This window comes from Chitinophaga sp. 22308 (assembly GCF_052045305.1).
Taxonomy (GTDB): domain Bacteria; phylum Bacteroidota; class Bacteroidia; order Chitinophagales; family Chitinophagaceae; genus Chitinophaga; species Chitinophaga varians_A.
This window is the reverse complement of sequence record NZ_JBQEOP010000001.1, coordinates 197,296-213,649: the sequence shown is the minus strand read 5'-3', so window position 1 is coordinate 213,649 and position 16,354 is coordinate 197,296. Positions and strand designations below refer to the sequence as shown.

Sequence of the window (16,354 nt, the reverse complement as noted above, 5' to 3'; positions counted from 1 at the left end):
ATTATCTGCTGCTTATTTTTTGCGCTGTTGCATATCCTGCTGGCGACGCTGAACTTCTTCCAGCTTTTCCTGCCATTTGGATTTGGAAACAGGCTTTTTCTTGTTCTCCTGGATCTGTGCGTGGATCTTGTCGTGGTTGATGACAAAAGTCTGGAGCACCCATTGCAGCAGGATGCTGATCACGTTGGACAGGAAGTAGTAGAAGGTAAGCGCGGCAGCCAGGCGGTTGAAGATACCCAACAGCATGATAGGCATGATGTAAGGCATGTACTTCATCACCGGATTGCTCTGATCGGTCATACCACGGTTATAAAAGGCCAGGATCAGGCTCGTGATGGTCATCAGGATGGTGAACAGGCTCACGTGGTTGCCATAGAAAGGCACGTTGAACGGCAGGTTCAGGATAGAGTCGTAAGTAGACAAGTCTTTTGCCCACAGGAAGCTTTCCTGACGCAGCTCAATGGAAGACGGGAAGAAGCTGTACATGGCCACCAGGATCGGCAGCTGCAGCAGGGCTGGTAAACAGCCGCCCAGTGGGTTCACACCGGCGCTCTTGAACAGTTTCATCTGGTCCATACCGAAAGCCTGCTGGTCATCGCCGTGTTTGGCGCGCAGCTCATCGATTTCCGGTTTCAGCACTTTCATCTTGGCCTGAGACACATAGCTCTGGTAAGTGAAAGGCGCAATCAGCAAACGAATGAAGATAGTGAGCAGGATGATGATCACACCATAGTTACCGATAAATCCGCTGAGGAAGTTAAACACCGGGATGATGATCCATTTGTTCACATATTTTACGAAGGCGAAAATACCGGAGCCCAGCGGAATGATTTTTTCCAGGCCCAGATCAAAAGACTTCAGTGTTTTGTAGTGGTTAGGGCCATAGTAGATATCAATCGGGAAAGAGAAATCGTTGGCGCGGTTGTAAGGGATCGTGAGGGAGGTGAAGGCCTGTCCCACGATATTGCCGCTCTGTGGCACTTTGGTGTTCACGTCTGCCGCGTCGAAGCTGCCGCTTTTAGCGATCAGGGTGGTATTGAAGAACTGTTGCTTTACGCTGATCCATTTCAGTTTGTTGTCCAGTTTTTCGTGGCTGGTACGTTGCAGCGTGAAATAGTCATGTTTATCGTTGGCAAACATGTAGTGCACCTGGTTGTTGAGGCGCTCGTTCTCCATGTCATGCTCCTGTTTGTCGTTCTGGCTGTTCCATTGCAGGGTCAGGTAGTTCTGATTGCCTGGCAGGATGTTCTGGAAACCGACAGCATGCACATTATAATTAACGATGTAGCTGCCAGGTTTAATACCATACACAAATTCCAGGTATACCGCAGGATTGGAAGTATTCAGGCGATAGCTGATGGACTGTCCGCCGTCTGCCAGTTTCTGTACCGGGCCGGCAGTGAAAAACAGGTCAGCGCTGTTCAGCACTTTAGTGGCGCTGGCAGGTACTTCTACAGAGAGACGGTTAAAAGATCCCTGTGCCAGCATTAATGGTCCGCCTTCAGAAGTCTTGAATTTTTTCAGCTGAACGCTGATTGGCTGACCACCTTTATTAGAGAAGGTAATTTTAACATCATCGTTTTCCATCACTGTTGTCTGCACCGGCGCTACCGCAGCGGTGGCAAAAAGACCAAATTCGCCGGCCAGTTGAGCCTGGTGGGCTGAATCCAGTGTTCCTCCGTTAGCAGTGGCCATCAGTGAATCGGCAACAGGCGCTTTAGGCTTGTTCAGATTTGCAATGGAATCCTGCCGGGCTTTCTCCCTGGCGATGGTTCCCTGTTGTTTCTGGTTATAGAAAATATATCCTACCAGTAAAACACCTAACAGTAAAAACCCAATAACCGAATTTCTATCCATGAAATGCAATTAAAAATTTAGGCAGCAAAGGTAAGCAGGATTTATCATTTGAGCACCCCTTTTTAGGTGAAAGGCCTGTTAAACAGGTGAAACCCATGTTGGGCCCGGCTAAAATAGCGGCCACTCCTGATTTTCCGATTATTTATATATTTAAAATGCAGCGAATATGGCTGCCTGGCCTATCCGCTGCATTTTAAATTTTATACATTATACAATTATTGTATCTGAAGATTACTGGGCGATTTTTTCTTCTGCCACCTTCGTTTTACCGTTTTTATTTTCCGCGTATTGTTTAGCGGCTTTAATAAACGACACGAAGAGCGGTGCAGGGCTTTCCACGGTGCTTTTCAGCTCGGGGTGGAACTGGGAGCCCACAAAGAACGGATGTCCCGGGATTTCGATCATTTCCACGAGACCGCTTTCCGGGTTTTTACCGGAAGGGATCATACCGGCTTTTTCGATCTGCTCCAGGTATTCGTTGTTGAACTCATAGCGGTGACGGTGTCTTTCGCTGATGGTAGTAGCGCCGCCATAAATTTCAGAAGCCCTGGAACCCGGCGTGAGGTCGCAGGTATAAGCGCCCAGGCGCATGGTACCACCTTTGGCGGTCACTTTTTTCTGTTCTTCCATCAGGTTGATCACCGGATGGGAAGTGTCGGGGTTCATTTCCACGGAGTGCGCGTCTTTCCAGCCGAGCACGTTGCGGGAGAATTCCACCACGCTCATCTGCATACCAAGGCAGATACCAAAGAAAGGCAGGTTGTTTTCACGGGCATACTGAATAGCCACAATTTTACCTTCGATGCCGCGGTGACCGAAGCCCGGCGCTACCAGCAGACCATCGAGGTTTTTCAGCTTTTCGCACACATTTTCCTGTGTAATATGCTCAGAGTGAATATTCTGTACAATTACCTTGCACTCGTTGAGTGAACCGGCATGTATAAATGATTCGAGAATAGATTTGTAAGCATCCTGCAGCTCTACGTATTTACCGATCAGACCGATGGTCACTTTGGATTTCGGATATTTGAGCTTGTCCAGGAATTCACGCCATTTGGTGAGCTCAGGCTCTTTTTCCACAGGCAGGTTCAGTCTTTTCAGTACTGAAACGTCCAGTTTTTCGCGCATCATTTCCAGTGGCACTTCGTAGATGGTCGGTACGTCATTCGCTTCAATCACCGCATCTACCTGTACGTTACAGAACAGGGCGATTTTCTTTTTCAGATCGCGGTACATCGGCTCTTCCGTACGGCAAACGATGATGTCCGGATGAACGCCATATTCGCTCAACAGGCGCACTGAGTGCTGAGTAGGTTTGGTTTTGAGTTCCTTCGCTGCGCGCAGGTAAGGAATAAGGGTGAGGTGTACCACCAGGCAGTCTTCTTCGCCCAGTTCCCATTGCAGCTGACGTACAGCCTCAATATAAGGGAGCGATTCAATATCGCCCACGGTACCGCCCAGCTCAGTTATCACGATATCATATTTGCCGTCTTTGCCCAACAGGAGGATACGACGTTTGATTTCATCAGTGATGTGCGGGATCACCTGTACGGTTTTGCCCAGGTAGGCGCCTTCTCTTTCCTTGTTGATAACAGTCTGATAAATACGGCCGGTGGTAACGTTGTTGGCCTGGGACGTAGGCGTGTTCAGGAAACGCTCATAGTGTCCGAGGTCCAGATCGGTTTCCGCGCCATCTTCTGTTACGTAACATTCCCCGTGCTCATAAGGGTTTAACGTTCCCGGATCCACGTTGATATATGGATCGAACTTCTGAATAGTCACTCTAAAGCCGCGCGCCTGCAAGAGTTTTGCCAGCGAAGCAGCTATAATTCCTTTACCCAAAGAGGAAGTAACACCTCCCGTAACGAAGATATATTTTGCCATAAAAACTAAAATTCAGCTAAAAATACTTGACCTAAATGGGGGAAGTGCCAGATTGCGTTTGGTGTTATACCTGTCAAGTAAACTACTTCCGGAGGTCATGCAAAGTTACACAAATTTGCTTCGCTCCCAAGTTTTTTACGCAGTGGCTTTATTTGTTTGTTAATTTTTGCGGGTTTCTCTTCAGCTCTTATCATTGAACCACAGTGGGTTTTAAAGAATTTTCAAGTGAGCGAAATTATTTGTTAAAAACCTGCATTGACACCTGCTGTTATTACAGAGACTTTCGTTCCTAACAAATAGAAACTGTAAATTTGCGTCCGAAATACATAAATAAAAAGATGACTTTAACGCCTAAGAGAGCGCAGGACTCGCTCATACAGATGACGGAACTCGTTCTGCCCAACGATACCAATACTTTCGGCAACCTCATGGGAGGCCGCCTGATGTACTGGATGGACATTGCTGCCGCACTGGCCTGTATGAAACACTGCAGCGCCCCTGTGGTCACCGCCTCCGTAGATAATATTTCTTTCGAGAATCCCATTAAACTGGGCAATGTGGTACATATAGAAGCCAAAGTAAGCCGCGCCTTCAATACTTCCATGGAAGTACACATGCGCGTGTGGGGAGAAGACCCGGTACAACAATACCGCTACAAATCCAATGAAGCTTTTATGACATTTGTAGCCCTTGACCCTAATGGTAACTCCCGCCCCGTTCCCGGCATTATCACCGACACGGAAGAGGAAAAAAGATTATATGACGGCGCCCTCCGCCGCCGCCAGCTCCGCCTTATCCTGGGCGGTAAAATGAAACCAGAGGACGCAGACGAACTGAAAGCGCTGTTCTTCGATAAATAATTTCATCCCAGGGCTTAAGCCCTGGGCTACATTTATTGTTCGATGGCGTGTATTGTTGATTAATCTGTTATTTTCTGCCGTCTTTGCTGTCTTTAATATATAACTGTCATTCTCAGAAGCCGGTCTCTTTATAAAACTGCTCCAGGAACATTTCCATAAACTGATGCCGCTCCGCCGCCATGGCTTTGCCCGTATGGGTGTTCATCCGGTCTTTCAGCAACAACAGTTTTTCGTAGAAGTGATTAATGGTAGGTGCTGTGTTGGTTTTATATTCCTCTCTCGTCATCACCATATTAGGTTTCACGGTTGGGTCATAAATGGCGCGGTTCTTAAATCCGCCGTAGTTGAAGGCCCTGGCGATGCCAACGGCGCCGATGGCGTCCAGCCGGTCAGCATCCTGTACCACGCTTAGTTCCGGGGAACGGAAAACATTGTCATTGTGACCGCCTTTGAATGAAATATACCGGATGATGTTTTCCACATGAACGATGACCTCCTCGGACAATCCCTGCGATATCATGAAGGCACGTGCGCGGGCGGGGCCAATGGTCTCATCGCCGTTATGGAACTTGGAATCCGCAATATCGTGCAACAACGCCCCCAGCTCCACTACCAGCATGTCGGCGGTTTCATGGGCGGCAATCTGCCGGGACAATTGCCATACCCTGTAAATATGCCACCAGTCGTGGCCTCCTTCCGCTCCTTCCAGCGATGCCTTCACATAGGCTACGGTAGCATCAATGATTTCCTGATTATTTTGCATAACGGTAAAGATAATACGTAAAACTTTTCCCGCCATCCGGCCGTTATCAGGATATGATACAGATTAAACGCGTATATGAAGATTTTTCCGAAAGCGACGGATACCGGATCCTGGTAGACCGCCTGTGGCCGCGGGGACTGTCCAAAGATAAAGCCCATGTGGACGAGTGGTTGAAAGACATAGCGCCGAGCGAGGCCCTGCGGAAATGGTTTCATCATGAGGACGGGAAATTTGCGGAGTTCCGTATCCGTTATCTGGCAGAGCTGAAAGAGAAAAAGGATTTGCTGGAGGATATCCGGCAGCGGGCCAAACATCACCGGGTAACATTATTGTATGGGGCTAAAGATACGGTCCACAACCAGGCGCAGGTACTGCTGGAAGTGCTGAAGGGTTAATCAGGCATTTTCGTTTTCCGGTTTCACCAGCACCTCCGTGATATTGTTCAGCTGTTTTACTTTGGCGGCGAAGTCGCCTTTCAGCTTGTCACGGATGATATGTAATTTATTTAATACTTCATCAAGGGCATCGGGGATGGCCTCCTGCAGTACCTGTTTGAGCCGTTTGGCCACGGTGGGCGATTTGCCGTTGGTGGAGATGGCAATCTTCAGGTTCCCTTTCTGGACAATAGATCCCAGGTAGAAGTCACACAGCTCCGGTGTATCTGCCACATTGATCAGTACTTTGGCTCCTTTCGCTTTTTCCCAGACGGTATAATTTAATGTTTTGTCGTTTGTGGCGGCGATGACCAGATCTTTTCCCAGCAGGTCCCCGCAGGAGAAAGGTTTGCGGATAAGCTCCACATTGGGATAGTGCCGGGCGATGTCTTGCAGTTCAGGCAGAAAGTCCAGCGATACGATGGTGATATTGCTTTCTGCGCAGTTTTGCAGGATGGCATTTGCTTTCTCCAGCCCAATATGGCCACCGCCTACCACGAGGACGTGGAGGCGGTTGAGCTTAAAAAAAACCGGAAATAACTGATTTTCCATTTATACAGCGATTTTGAGTTCTTCGGCTACTTTAGACTGTAGGGTGGCAAAATCTTCATGAAATCGTACTACCTCCCCTACCACTATGATAGCCGGATTGCATAACTGTTGCGCAGCTGCAATCTCCTGCAGGTCGGCCACGCGGCCCATACCGATTTGCTGGTTGGGCAGTGTTCCGTTCTGGATAATAGCGGCGGGGGTATCGCCTCTGCCACTGTTGGCAAAGATGCCGGCAATTTCCGCCAGTTTGCTCATGCCCATGAGAATTACCACGGTGGTGTTGGCCTGGATAGCGTATTCCAGGTCGCGGGAGAGGTTGCCATTGCGGGTATTGCCGGTGATCACCCAGAAGCCTTCGCTGACATTGCGGGCTGTTACCGGGATTTTATTGACACCCGGGACAGAAATAGCACTGGAGATGCCCGGTACTACTTCTGCCGTGATGCCAAATTGTTGGGCAAATGCTATTTCCTCCTGACCGCGGCCAAACACGAAAGAGTCGCCGCCTTTGAGCCTTACCACGCTGCCGTAGCTGAGCGCATATTTTACAATCATGCGGTTGATTTCATCCTGGGAATACACATGCATGCCAGCACGTTTTCCGACAAAGCGGCGGAGGCAACCGGCAGGAGCGTAATCCAGCAGTTCGTTGCTGGAGAGGGCATCGTAGAGGATCACCTTCGCTTCCTGAATAGCTTTCATTCCTTTCACGGTAATCAGTTCCGGATCGCCGGGACCAGCGCCTACCAATGTGAGTTTCGGTTGTATCTGTTGCATGATGTGTAGTATTAAAAGATGATCAAAATTATGCCTGCGCCGGTTCAGCGGATTTCTGCCGGTAAGCCTGGGCTGCATTATAAAAAGACAGTGCCTGCTGGAAGTAGGTTTTAGCGAAATTTTCCGTAGGCTCGTTACCGTTAATCTGCAGCACCAGTGTTTTGAAATCAGTTTCAAAGCTGAATTTGCCAGTGTCCACGAAGTTTTTATCGAAATCGTTGATGATGCCGATCTGGGTATTGCCGCTTACACCTTCACCGAGCAGCAGCGCTTTGGCGCCCTGTACGAAGGAAGAGTAAGCATGGTAGATACCATCTGCATAAGCGCCTTTACTGATGGCAATATTGGCGAGCTCGATTTTTTCTTCCGCTTCCAGCAACAGCGTAGCTACCAGGTCGATAATAACACCGGCGCACTCACCTACACCAATAGCGGTGGCGTAGTCTTCCGCCTGGCCCCAGTCGATATAATCTGCAGGGGTGATGGTGCTGAGATCAGCCAGTGGTTTCAGCAGTTCGTAGAAATATTTTTCACCCTGACGGTCATAATATTCATTGAACAGTTCCTTTTCCGTGCCGTTGATTTCGTAGTCGTGCAGGAGGCTGCGCAATACGTCCGGACCACGGCGGCTGGGCACTTTAATAACCTTGTCGGCTACACGTCCTACGCCGTCGCCAACGATACCGCCGCCCAGCAGTACCTGGAGGGCTGGCAATACTTTACCACCGCTCTTCATGGAAGAGCCATGGAAGCCAATGCTGGCGATACCATGCTGGCCGCAGGAATTCATACAGCCGCTGATTTTTATTTTGATGTCTTTGTTGTAGATCAGGTCGGGGAATTCATCGGTGATAACGGACTCCAGTACTTTAGCGATGCCTGTGCTGTTGGAGATACCGAGGTTGCAGGTATCGGTGCCGGGGCAGGCGGTGATGTCCGCGATGCTGTCGAACCCTGGTTCAGCGAAGCCGGCTGCTTCCAGTGCGCTGTACACGTAAGGCAGGTGTTCCGGTAAGATGAATTTCAGCAGCAGGCCCTGATTGGCGGTCACCCTTACATCGTCAGCAATGACCGGGCGCAGCGCTTCTATCAGTTGACGGCTGACAGCAGAGCCGATATTGCCCAGGGTGATTTTCACATAAGCGCCGTAGTAACCTTTTTGTTTTTGTTCAAACACGTTGGTCTTTCTCCACGCTTCGTATTTCGCCTGGTTTTTTATTTCGTAAGCTGGTATTTCGCCGATTACCGGCGGTGTGGTCTGAGGCCATGCGTCTGCATCTACCGGCACGCTTTTCACTTTCACCGCTTTGTATTCCTCTTTGACGAGGCGCTCGAATTCCTCCATGCCTATTTTCTGGATGAGGAATTTCATGCGGGCTTTGTTGCGGCTGGTCCTTTCGCCGTAGCGGTCGAACACGCGCAATACGTTTTCGATATAGGGAATGAGCAGGTCTGTTTCCAGGAACTCATATACCGGTTTGGCCAGAAAGGGCTGTGCGCCCAGGCCGCCGCCTACCAATACTTTGAAGCCACGCACTTCTTTGCCATCGATGATTTTCACTTTGGGGATCATGCCGAAGTCGTGCATGAAAGCCCAGGCAGTATCTTTTTCAGAAGAGGAAAAAGCTATTTTTATTTTACGGCCCATTTCCTGGCTGACAGGGTTACGCAGGAAATAGCGGAACGTAGCGTCAGCATAGGGAGTAATATCAAATGGTTCTTCCGGGTCTATGCCGGCCCGGTCGGAAGCTGTAATGTTACGGACGGTGTTACCGCAGGCTTCGCGGATGGTGATTTCGTCCTGCTCCAGGGTATGCCACAACTCGGGTGTTCTGTCGAGGCTTACGTAGTGTATCTGCACATCCTGGCGGGTGGTCAGGTGCAGGTTGCTGGTAGCATATTCGTCGGATACTTCTGTGATGCGTTTCCATTGTTGCAGGGTCATTTTGCCGTAGGGCAATTTGATGCGCACCATTTGCACACCGGGCTGACGCTGACCATACACCCCTCTCGCCAGGCGAAGGCTACGGAATTTCTCGTCCGTGATAGCCCCTTCGCGGAACAGGCGGATCTTCTTCTCCAGGTCGATGATATCCTGCTGTACTATGGGATTTTCAAGTTCTGTTCTGAAGCTTTGCATATAACGTATTTTCAGGTGGTGGTAAAAATCGCTGGTATTGGTTGTAAAAAAGCCTCCGCTGTAGGCGGAGGCTGTCGTATAACTGAGATTAGTATTATTAACTTATCTGTGTTGCATACTACACGCGTTCCGCTGCTGCTGCCATGCAACAACAATTATAGTGGCCCTTCATCACCTTCCGTATTCTATTACCCATATTCCCTATAATTTTAGTAGAGTAATACAAAGATAGAAATGCCACCCGTCTTTCCAAAAATTTTTTTGAGGGGAAATATCCGGACGAAAATGCATTCAAATCGACCAAATCAGTTTTTATTCGTTCATAATCAATAAGATAGATTTAATAATTTTCTCACCCCTCATAACCTCCGCTTATCTCGGATAACATTTTGTTATGGGGAAAAGCTGCGGGGGACGGTGATTCTGACGGTAGTACCGGTGTGTAGGACCAGACACAGGTACACATTAAAATAAATCACTATTTTTACTATGCCATTAAATGGCCGTTCCCTTATTATTCATTTTAACCCTGTCACCTATGAAAGAAATCAGAAAATCAGCACCCCGAAGAGTGGCTATTGGTTACATACTGGCCGTCCTGCCACTACTGCTTTTCATCTTTGTGTTCCTGTTCATTAACGCCACAGCCGGCACCACCTGGCGACAGCTGGCGCCGGTCTTTGCACAGGTATTAACAGCGGTGTCAGTTGGACTGGCAGGCGTGGCGGCGCAATGGTAAAAGCCATTTTCCCTTATGCAAAACCGGTTATCCTGCCGTCTTTTATTGATAAATGTCTCCTTGCGCCGCAAGAATTCAGCGGAGGTCATCTTCCCGTTATTATCTTTGCGGCGTAAAATGGCATTATGATCAATACGGTAATATTCGATATGGACGGCCTCCTGGTAGATTCAGAGCCACTGTGGGGTATCGCGATGAGAGAAGTGTTTGCAACAGTAGGCGTCAACCTCTCCGCTGAGCTGACGCACAAAACCACCGGGCTTCGTACCCGTGAGGTGGTCAGCTACTGGCACAGCTATTTCAAATGGGAAGGTAAAAGCACCGAACAGGTGACCAACGAAATCATCGACAGCGTGACCGCTAAAATCATCGCGGAAGGCAAGGCGATGGAAGGGCTTCAGTATATCCTGGATTTTTTCAAAGCGAAAGACTTTAAAATGGGCCTGGCCTCTTCTTCCCCCCTGCGGCTGATTGAAGCGGTACTTGCACATTTACATATACGTGATTCTTTTCAGGCGGTATACTCCGCAGAATTTGAAGACTACGGCAAACCCCATCCGGCGGTATACCTGGCCTGCGCCAAAGCACTCAACAGCGATCCGCTGGACTGCATCGCTTTTGAAGACTCCGTTACCGGTATGACAGCCGCCAAAGCCGCGCGCATGACCACCGTAGTGGTACCTGAGCCGCATAACCGCCACGACCCGCGTTATGCGCTGGCCAATATGCAGCTGGATTCCCTGCTGGACTTCAATGATCAGCGGTTGTCCCTGCTCATGCAACACTAATCTGTTCATCATATCAACCCCTGGTTATGAAAATCATTGACCTGTCGAAGACAATCGAATACAATAAACAGGACCCCTGGTTTATGCGTATCCGCATCAAACACAAGGCCCACCGGCAAAGCCGTTCGCTGATCCGTTTTTTCCTCGGCCTGCCGGCAAAACTGTTCCCCAAAGGTTTTGAAGGCTGGGCAGACGATAAGATCGTAAGCATGGGCGTACATGCCGCTACGCATATTGATGCCCCTTGGCATTATGCGCCGCAGGTAAACGGTCAGCCTGCCAAAACCATCGACCAGATACCACTGGAATGGTGTTACGGCGACGGCGTAGTGATCAACATGACACACAAGGCGGATTTTGAGGAGATAACGCTGGCGGATATACGGGAAAACCTGCAAGAGACAGGTGCAGTGATTCAACCAGGCACCATCGTTTTGATCTATACAGGCCGCGACCAGTACATTGGCACCCGTGAATACCCGATGCGGGGCACCGGCATGAGCGCGGAAGCCACTCATTGGCTGATAGACCAGGGCGTGAAAGTAATGGGTATTGACCAGTGGGGATTTGATCTTCCGCTGAAATATATGGTGCAGAAAGCCAAAGCAGAAGGGAAGGACGATTATTTCTGGCAGGCCCACCTGGTAGGCCGGCAGAAAGAATACTGCCATATGGAGCAGTTGGTGAACCTCGGCGCATTGCCACCACACGGCTTTAAAGTGGCGGTTTTTCCACTGAAGATCAAAGGCGCCAGTGCCGCACCTGCGCGGGTAGTGGCCATGATTTGATTATCAAAATAAGCTTATCTTTATTATACCTGAATTAGTTGGAGTCCGCATGTTCCCTCACATGCCGGTGCTGTAGTCCCCTTTCCCAAAACCTCCCTCGTCAGATAACCAAAATAACCCAATTATGTGTCATTTCTACATGAAACAAGAATTCTTAAAACGGGTACTGTTTGCCCTGATATTACTTCTCAGCCGGTTTTCCCTGTCAGCACAGGATACTTTATATGCCACTTCGCAGTTGACAAATTCGAACGGGCTATGCCTTACCTGCAGGGTGCAGGACAGAAATAACGCTGTCAATGGTAACCGTAATGATTATACGACTTTATTGCTGGGCACCAGTCTCCTGGGCGCTCAAATTTCACAAACGCTGATTTTTCCATCGTTACAGACAGACCCCAATGCGGAAATCACCATTGAAATAGCCAATAATGACGGGCTTTCTATTAACCTGCTGGGTTCAGTAGCCGTTGTTACCGCGTCTCCCGGCAGTTTTAATAATGACCGGTACATTATAGCTGATGACGACTTTGAACACGTCCCTAATTCCAACCGGCTCATCTACACATTCAGGGCAGCGAAGCCTTTTGACCGGGTCACGGTACAGTTGAATGCCGGGCTGCTGGCTTTAGGCAGCGGGCTGAAGGTGTATGGCGCCTATACGACTGTCCGGTCACTCTCCAACTGTATCGAAGCTCCGCCTGATGTGTATGCCTATTACCCGTTGGACAGCACTGTAAAGGACCTGGGGCCCCGCCGGCTCCATGGCATTACCGGCAATATGACCTACACCACAGGCGGTCTGTGCGATCTGGCAGCCATTGACAGTCTTTCCGGCGGAAAACAATTCCTGGTGCCTGAATTCAGCCTGGCAGATTCGGCAGTGGCTTTTTCGGTTTGGGTAAAAACGCTGCCGGGCCAACAGGGAGGAATTTCATTTGCAACAAACAAATATACCTTTGAGATATCCCCCGACAACGCCACATTCAAATACCAGCTTGATTTGATAGGAGAAATTCTGGCCGTACCGCCGAAAGTTTCAGCACAGCTTTATTCAGATACAGGCTATATACATGTTTTAGCTAACTACGGGAACCGGCAGCTGAGCATCTATGTTGACGGCAATTGGGCGGCCAGCTTTGACGATATGCCGTACTACGTGCTTACTTCCGGGATCACCGCAGGACCGGCCGTTTTCCGCATAAAAAACATGATAGCAGATGAATTGACCATCTATAACCGTGAGCTGAGCCTGGAAGAAATCCAAAAGCTGGCAGGGCGCCAGGATGATTCAGTAATGAGGAAACCTTCAGCAGCAGCCACGCTAATCCCAACCGGACAACTGTCTTCCGGTAAAAATATACTGACAGTAGCGCCTAACCCTATTTCCGGCACGTTCCGCATAAACGGTGATATTCCGATAGAGAACAGCATGCTGGTATTAACAGACCTGTCGGGCAGGGAGGTGTTCAGGACTTTTCCTGCTTCGGCAACATTAACATTGCCGGCAAATGTGTCATCTGGCGTGTATGTACTGCGATTGCAGACAAAAGAAGGAAAGATATACAGTACTAAAGTGGTTGTTCACCACTAGGCACAAAAAAGAGGCTGTCCTTGCGGGACAGCCTCTTTCATTATTTGCCAAAACGGATCTTATTGTGCGCTTTTTTCTTCGCCACCTTCAGATTGTTTCAGTTTTTCTCTCAGTTCAGCCAGTGCACCCAGGTCACCTAAAGTAGCTTTTTCTACTTTGCCCTGAATGTTTTTCACTGCTTTACGGGTTTTGTCAGCTTCAGCTCTTTTCTCTTTCACAACAGCTTCTTTTTCTTCAGCCTGTGCTTTTTCCCATACTCTGGTGTGAGAAACCAGGATACGTTTTTCGCTGCGATCGAATTCGATGATCATGAATTCTTTCACGTCTTCAACGTTGATTGGTTTTTCGTCTTCTGTTCTCAGGTGACGGGCAGGAGCGTAAGCTTCCAGGCCGTATTGCAGTTGAACAGTAGCACCTTTCTCATCTTTCTTCACAACTGTACCTTCGTGAACAGAGTTGATCGGGAAGATAGTTTCGAAAGTGTTCCATGGATCTTCTTCGATCTGTTTGTGACCGAGGCTGAGTTTGCGGTTTTCTTTGTCAATACCCAGGATCACTACATCTATTTCGTTACCTACTTTAGTGTATTCAGATGGGTGGTTGAAACGTTTGATCCAGCTCAGGTCAGAGATGTGGATCATGCCACCGATACCAGTTTCCAGTTCAACGAACACGCCGTAAGGAGTGATGTTTTTAACGATGCCTTTGTGACGGCTGTCAACCGGGAATTTAGTTTCGATAGTAGACCATGGGTCTTCTGTCAGTTGTTTGATAGACAGAGACATTTTACGTTCTTCTTTGCTCAGGGTAACTACCACTGCTTCGTATTCTTCGCCTAATTTGAAGAATTCCTTAGCGTTGATAGGAGTAGAAGCCCAGGAGATTTCAGAAACGTGTACCAGACCTTCTACGCCCGGCATGATTTCCAGGAACGCACCGTAGTCTTCGATGTTAACCACTTTACCTTTAACTTTAGCACCTTCGGTGATAGTAGCTGGTAAAGTATCCCACGGATGCGGAGTGAGTTGTTTGTAGCCCAGGCTTATGCGACGTTTTTCGTCGTCGAAGTCCAGTACAACCACGTTGATTTTCTGGTCCATCTGGAGCACTTCGCTCGGATGGGAGATACGGCCCCAGGAGATGTCTGTGATGTACAGCAGACCGTCCAGACCGCCCAGGTCGATGAACGCACCAAAGTCGGTGATATTCTTGATGGTACCTTCCAATACCTGGCCTTTTTCCAGTTTGGAGATGATATCCACTCTTTGTTGTTCGATATCGCTTTCGATCAGCGCTTTGTGGGAAACTACGGCGTTGCGGATGGTTTCGTTTACTTTCACCACTTTGAACTCCATGGTTTTGCCTACAAACTGGTCGTAGTCGGTAACCGGTTTCACGTCGATCTGAGAACCTGGCAGGAATGTTTCCATACCGTAAACGTCCACGATCAAGCCGCCTTTGGTTTTGCTGGTAACAGTACCAGTAACCACTTCGCCTGTTTTGTAAACTTCCACGATTTTTTCCCATGCACGTTTCTGGCGAGCCTGTTTACGGCTCAGGTGCAGGTTACCGTCGCGGTCTTCTTTTTCCACTACCAACACTTCCACTTCGTCACCGATTTTCAGACCCGGTAAGTCACGGAATTCGTTCAGGGAGATCAGGCCGTCGGATTTGAAGCCGATGTTGATCACCACGTCAGTGTTGGTAATACCTACTACAGTACCGCTCAGCAGGGTGTTTTCTTCAAACACTTTGAAGGTGCTGTCATAAGTCTGGTCGTACTTTTCTTTCTCTTCTTTGCTGTAGGAAGAAACGTTACGTTTGTCCACGCTCCAATCGAAATCGTCGTGGGCAGTTGCTACTACAGGAGCCTTTTTTGTCGCAGTTTCTGCCGCAGCTGCCTGCGGAGCCTGTTGCTCTGCGTTTTGTTCGTTAATAATGTTGTTTTCGCTCATAAAAAATGAAAATTTAAATCCGGAATACCCGGACTCCCTGTTTTATGGGACGGCAAAAATACGAAAAATTACCCTTTTAACCTCATTTTTCCGGAAGAAATCCCCTCTCCCGTCCCTCATTTAACGTTCTTTTCGGATATTTTTTAATCATATTTGAATTTATAATACTACAAAGGCAGGATTCCGTTTATTTTTTACCAGCCGTTGTCAACCAGAATAGCGAAAATTTGTTATTTATTCAGTGTCCAATTGATAATTATCTGCAGTAAAAAAAGTTAAATTTCATCAACTGAAAATCTGCCCTGTAAAGGGTTTTAAATCCCGGATTTTTATTTTAATTTGTGTATATGAACGGGACCTCATTTCAATCGGATATTCGCTTCTGGCTCAGACAAGGCAACACGGTCAATCATTTGCTTATCTGGAACATTGTCATTTTTATCGGGATCAACCTGTTGTATCTCATTTCTCCCAATACCGCATTTGCATGGACATTTGACCAGCTGACGCTTCACTCCCTGCCCGGCACTTTTATCAGGAAACCCTGGGGACTGATCACCTACATGTTTACCCATGTAGAGATCTTTCACGTCTTCTTTAATATGCTGAACCTTTACTGGTTCGGAAATCTTTTCCGTAGTTTTTTAGGCAATAAACGCGTGCTGCCACTTTACCTCATGGGTGGTATCACCGGAGCGGCGTTGTATATGTTGTCCTACAACCTCCTGTTCCCTGGCATGCCTTCCACCATGATCGGCGCTTCCGCCTCGGTGATGTGCATGCTGGTGGCCTGCGCCACCCTGATGCCCAATTATGAGATCGGGCTGTTGTTTTTTGGCAACGTCAGGCTGAAATGGCTGGCCCTCGCCGTGATCGTACTGGGTGTCATCTCCATCCCGCGGGGCAACCTCGGCGGCATTATCGCCCACATGGGCGGCGCTCTTTTCGGCTTCGTCTATATCCGTGCGCTGCAAAGTGGCACAGACCTCTGCAAACCACTGATCTGGCTCTTCGACGCTGAAACCCGGCGGGAAAACAAACGGGTACAGGCCAGGACCAAACCCAAAAAGTCACCGCTGAAAGTGGTGAAAAAACCAGACGACAACAACCAGTTACGGCTGGACCAGCTGCTCGACAAAATCAATGAAAAAGGCTATAACAGCCTCAGCGCGGAAGAAAAAGCCTGGTTGGACAAAGTGAGCAAAGAAAACTGATTACCTTTG

The 16,354-nt window shown here is 48.6% G+C and carries 14 protein-coding genes; 7 read left to right on the top strand and 7 right to left on the bottom strand.

The features are described 5' to 3' along the window. Window positions 1-12: 12 nt before the first annotated feature. Window positions 13-1,857, bottom strand: coding sequence for a membrane protein insertase YidC (yidC, locus tag ACTJJS_RS00845; protein ID WP_440662057.1), 1,845 nt, complete (start codon window positions 1,855-1,857; stop codon window positions 13-15). A 231-nt stretch (window positions 1,858-2,088) separates the two neighbouring features. Continuing rightward, complete coding sequence (locus ACTJJS_RS00840) at window positions 2,089-3,741, bottom strand: CTP synthase (RefSeq protein ID WP_168869758.1); 1,653 nt, start codon at window positions 3,739-3,741, stop codon at window positions 2,089-2,091. Window positions 3,742-4,079: 338 nt separating this feature from the next. On the opposite strand from ACTJJS_RS00840, the gene ACTJJS_RS00835 reads away from it, so the two are divergent. Further along, window positions 4,080-4,601, top strand: coding sequence for an acyl-CoA thioesterase (locus tag ACTJJS_RS00835; RefSeq protein WP_168869759.1), 522 nt, complete (start codon window positions 4,080-4,082; stop codon window positions 4,599-4,601). Between the two features lie 112 nt (window positions 4,602-4,713). Here ACTJJS_RS00835 and ACTJJS_RS00830 read toward each other — a convergent pair whose 3' ends face one another. Continuing rightward, window positions 4,714-5,364 carry an HD domain-containing protein gene (locus ACTJJS_RS00830; protein WP_440662056.1) on the bottom strand — a complete coding sequence of 217 codons (651 nt, stop codon included), beginning with the start codon at window positions 5,362-5,364 and terminating at the stop codon, window positions 4,714-4,716. A gap of 53 nt (window positions 5,365-5,417) precedes the next feature. Here ACTJJS_RS00830 and ACTJJS_RS00825 point away from each other — a divergent pair, with 53 nt between their 5' ends. Then, a complete protein-coding gene (locus tag ACTJJS_RS00825; protein ID WP_440662055.1) occupies window positions 5,418-5,759 on the top strand; it encodes a DUF488 domain-containing protein in 342 nt (113 codons plus the stop codon). Here ACTJJS_RS00825 and ACTJJS_RS00820 read toward each other — a convergent pair whose 3' ends face one another. From ACTJJS_RS00820 to ACTJJS_RS00810, 3 genes are read right to left on the bottom strand one after another with little or no spacing between them, the layout of a single operon-like run. After that, window positions 5,760-6,350: a precorrin-2 dehydrogenase/sirohydrochlorin ferrochelatase family protein gene (locus tag ACTJJS_RS00820; RefSeq protein WP_440662053.1), complete on the bottom strand. Its 591-nt coding sequence runs from the start codon at window positions 6,348-6,350 to the stop codon at window positions 5,760-5,762. Continuing rightward, entirely contained in the window at window positions 6,351-7,127 is a 777-nt protein-coding gene (gene cobA, locus ACTJJS_RS00815) for a uroporphyrinogen-III C-methyltransferase (protein ID WP_168869763.1), read from the bottom strand. 28 nt (window positions 7,128-7,155) lie between these two features. Beyond that, window positions 7,156-9,267: a nitrite reductase gene (locus tag ACTJJS_RS00810; RefSeq protein WP_440662051.1), complete on the bottom strand. Its 2,112-nt coding sequence runs from the start codon at window positions 9,265-9,267 to the stop codon at window positions 7,156-7,158. A 538-nt stretch (window positions 9,268-9,805) separates the two neighbouring features. Here ACTJJS_RS00810 and ACTJJS_RS00805 point away from each other — a divergent pair. From ACTJJS_RS00805 to ACTJJS_RS00790, 4 genes are all read left to right on the top strand, one after another. After that, complete coding sequence (locus ACTJJS_RS00805; protein WP_440662050.1) at window positions 9,806-10,006, top strand: hypothetical protein; 201 nt, start codon at window positions 9,806-9,808, stop codon at window positions 10,004-10,006. Between the two features lie 125 nt (window positions 10,007-10,131). After that, a complete protein-coding gene (gene hxpB, locus ACTJJS_RS00800; RefSeq protein WP_168869766.1) occupies window positions 10,132-10,794 on the top strand; it encodes a hexitol phosphatase HxpB in 663 nt (220 codons plus the stop codon). Window positions 10,795-10,820: 26 nt separating this feature from the next. Next, window positions 10,821-11,582: a cyclase family protein gene (locus tag ACTJJS_RS00795; RefSeq protein ID WP_440662049.1), complete on the top strand. Its 762-nt coding sequence runs from the start codon at window positions 10,821-10,823 to the stop codon at window positions 11,580-11,582. Window positions 11,583-11,721: 139 nt separating this feature from the next. Further along, entirely contained in the window at window positions 11,722-13,176 is a 1,455-nt protein-coding gene (locus ACTJJS_RS00790) for a T9SS type A sorting domain-containing protein (protein ID WP_440662048.1), read from the top strand. A 59-nt stretch (window positions 13,177-13,235) separates the two neighbouring features. Here the strand turns inward: ACTJJS_RS00790 and rpsA are convergent, their stop codons facing one another. After that, window positions 13,236-15,131, bottom strand: coding sequence for a 30S ribosomal protein S1 (rpsA, locus tag ACTJJS_RS00785; protein ID WP_168869769.1), 1,896 nt, complete (start codon window positions 15,129-15,131; stop codon window positions 13,236-13,238). A 347-nt stretch (window positions 15,132-15,478) separates the two neighbouring features. Here rpsA and ACTJJS_RS00780 point away from each other — a divergent pair, with 347 nt between their 5' ends. Then, window positions 15,479-16,345: a rhomboid family intramembrane serine protease gene (locus ACTJJS_RS00780; protein ID WP_343745271.1), complete on the top strand. Its 867-nt coding sequence runs from the start codon at window positions 15,479-15,481 to the stop codon at window positions 16,343-16,345. The last annotated feature ends 9 nt before the right edge of the window (window positions 16,346-16,354 follow it).

Bases quoted from the DNA above. Each gene is read 5' to 3' on its own strand.
- yidC (WP_440662057.1), bottom strand. From the start codon at position 1,857: ATGGATAGAAATTCGGTTATTGGGTTTTTACTGTTAGGTGTTTTACTG.
- ACTJJS_RS00805 (WP_440662050.1), top strand. From the start codon at position 9,806: ATGAAAGAAATCAGAAAATCAGCACCCCGAAGAGTGGCTATTGGTTAC.
- rpsA (WP_168869769.1), bottom strand. From the start codon at position 15,131: ATGAGCGAAAACAACATTATTAACGAACAAAACGCAGAGCAACAGGCT.
- ACTJJS_RS00810 (WP_440662051.1), bottom strand. From the start codon at position 9,267: ATGCAAAGCTTCAGAACAGAACTTGAAAATCCCATAGTACAGCAGGAT.
- cobA (WP_168869763.1), bottom strand. From the start codon at position 7,127: ATGCAACAGATACAACCGAAACTCACATTGGTAGGCGCTGGTCCCGGC.
- hxpB (WP_168869766.1), top strand. From the start codon at position 10,132: ATGATCAATACGGTAATATTCGATATGGACGGCCTCCTGGTAGATTCA.
- ACTJJS_RS00820 (WP_440662053.1), bottom strand. From the start codon at position 6,350: ATGGAAAATCAGTTATTTCCGGTTTTTTTTAAGCTCAACCGCCTCCAC.
- ACTJJS_RS00840 (WP_168869758.1), bottom strand. From the start codon at position 3,741: ATGGCAAAATATATCTTCGTTACGGGAGGTGTTACTTCCTCTTTGGGT.
- ACTJJS_RS00825 (WP_440662055.1), top strand. From the start codon at position 5,418: ATGATACAGATTAAACGCGTATATGAAGATTTTTCCGAAAGCGACGGA.
- ACTJJS_RS00780 (WP_343745271.1), top strand. From the start codon at position 15,479: ATGAACGGGACCTCATTTCAATCGGATATTCGCTTCTGGCTCAGACAA.
- ACTJJS_RS00790 (WP_440662048.1), top strand. From the start codon at position 11,722: ATGAAACAAGAATTCTTAAAACGGGTACTGTTTGCCCTGATATTACTT.
- ACTJJS_RS00795 (WP_440662049.1), top strand. From the start codon at position 10,821: ATGAAAATCATTGACCTGTCGAAGACAATCGAATACAATAAACAGGAC.
- ACTJJS_RS00830 (WP_440662056.1), bottom strand. From the start codon at position 5,364: ATGCAAAATAATCAGGAAATCATTGATGCTACCGTAGCCTATGTGAAG.
- ACTJJS_RS00835 (WP_168869759.1), top strand. From the start codon at position 4,080: ATGACTTTAACGCCTAAGAGAGCGCAGGACTCGCTCATACAGATGACG.